Annotated in this window: 3 protein-coding genes; 2 read left to right on the top strand and 1 reads right to left on the bottom strand. The window is 71.6% G+C overall.

The window, feature by feature from the left end; all coding sequences use genetic code 11:
* On the top strand, nt 1-379 hold a 379-nt coding region (locus tag ACS04_RS30420), incomplete at its 5' end, for an inositol monophosphatase family protein (protein ID WP_048480036.1).
* Nucleotides 380-429: 50 nt separating this feature from the next.
* Nucleotides 430-1026: an NADPH-dependent F420 reductase gene (locus ACS04_RS30425; protein ID WP_048480037.1), complete on the top strand. Its 597-nt coding sequence runs from the start codon at nt 430-432 to the stop codon at nt 1024-1026.
* A 36-nt stretch (nt 1027-1062) separates the two neighbouring features.
* Here the strand turns inward: ACS04_RS30425 and ACS04_RS30430 are convergent, their stop codons facing one another.
* Complete coding sequence (locus ACS04_RS30430) at nt 1063-1680, bottom strand: HIT family protein (protein ID WP_048480054.1); 618 nt, start codon at nt 1678-1680, stop codon at nt 1063-1065.
* Nucleotides 1681-1777: the final 97 nt, after the last annotated feature.

Genomic DNA, 1777 nt, shown 5'->3' on the forward strand with positions numbered 1-1777 from the left:
CGGCCGCCCCCTGCACGTCTCGCAGACCGCGGACCTCGGCCTGAGCATCGTCGCCACCAGCCAGGCCCGGCCCGACGAGAACGAGGAGGTCGTACGGCGCGTCGGCGCTTCGATCACCGCGATGCTCTTCGACGCCCTCGTCGTCCGCACCTCCGTCCCCGCCACCCTGCACCTGGCGAACGTGGCCGCCGGCAGGACCGACGCCTTCTGGCAGTTCGCCGGGGCTCGCGCGGACCTGCTCCCCGGGGCGCTGCTCGTCACCGAGGCCGGCGGACGGATCTCCGACGCCGAAGGCCGCCCCTGGACCCCCGAGAGCAACAGCTTCCTGGCCGCCGCACCCGGCGTCCACGCCCAGGCCGCATCGACGCTCTCCCGCTGACCACCCTTACGCAACGCAGCGCAACGAAACGCAAGAGGAGACGAAACACCATGAACGACATCGCAGTACTCGGGAACGGCCGCGTCGGCGGCAACCTGGCCGCCGCCCTCACCCGAGCAGGGCACCGGGTCACCGTGGCGGACCGTACGCGGGGCGCCGCCGCCGAGGCCGCCCGCACAGCCCGGATCGTCATCAACGCCACCCCGGGCGCCGGCTCACTGGAACGCCTCGCCGCGCTCCGCGAGGAACTGCGGGGCAAGATCCTCGTCGACGTCTCCAACGCGACCACCGACGGCCCCGACGGCCTGCCCGAAGACCTGCTCTACCCCGGCTCCAGCCTGGCCGAGCGGCTCCAGGAAACGCTCCCCGAAACCCGCGTCGTCAAAACGCTCAACACCATGCTCTTCCCGGTGATGACCGCGCCGGCCACCCTCGCCCAGCCGCCGACCGCGTTCCTCTCCGGCGAGGACCCCCAGGCCAAGCAGAGCGTCCACGACCTGCTCACCGACCTCGGCTGGAGCAAGGAATGGATCACCGACCTCGGCGGTATCCGGACCGCCCGCGCCACAGAAGCCGCGATCCTCTTCGTACCGCACGTCATCCGCGCCACCGGATTCACCCCCTTCGCTCTCTCCATCGCCCGCTGACCCCGCACCGCGCAGGCGGGAGGCCGGGCGAGGGAGTCAGTGCCCGTCGGTGCCCGGGCGGTGACCTCCGTACGAGACGGCCAGGGCTTCGGCAACAGCGGCTGCGTCCGCGTCGGCCACCTCGGCGGGGTACTCGGGCAGGAGGTCGTCCCACACGGGCAGCCACGAGCCGTACAGCTGGGCCTGTCCCTCGGGCCGGGCGAAGAACCACACGTGCAGGTGGGCGGCCCCGTCCCCGATCCGGTAGACGTGGGCCCGCGCTATGTGCGGCAGTGCCTGCACGTGGCGGACGATGTGGGCGGTGAGCACGCCCAGTTCGGCGGCGAGCTCGTCGGGCAGATCGGCCATGTCGCAGTGGTCGCGCGGGTACAGCATCAGCACGAGCGGCACACCGACCCCCGGTATCCGCTCCAGCCGCCAACGGTCGTCGAGCCAGATCCCCTCGTCGCGGGCGCGGCACACGTCGCAGTCGGCCGGGTCCTCCCCGTGGCGCCGTGCCTCGGGCAGAACCGGCGGGCGCAGCGCGGAAACCCGCAGCCCTTCGGCCTCGAAGGGACTGACGTCCCATCCGGTCATCCTCGCCAGCGGGAGCCGGACCTCGTCATCGGCAGCCGCGCGCGCGTGGTCGTAGAACTCATCAGGTCGCAAAGCCATGATCACAAGGCTAGACGAGTAAGTCCGAAGTGCTCGGGTCAGTGGTCGTAGGCGATCAGCGAGCGGGTGGTGGGTGTTCCCGTGTGCCGGTTGTGCC

Source organism: Streptomyces roseus, assembly GCF_001044425.1.
Lineage (GTDB): Bacteria > Actinomycetota > Actinomycetes > Streptomycetales > Streptomycetaceae > Streptomyces > Streptomyces roseus.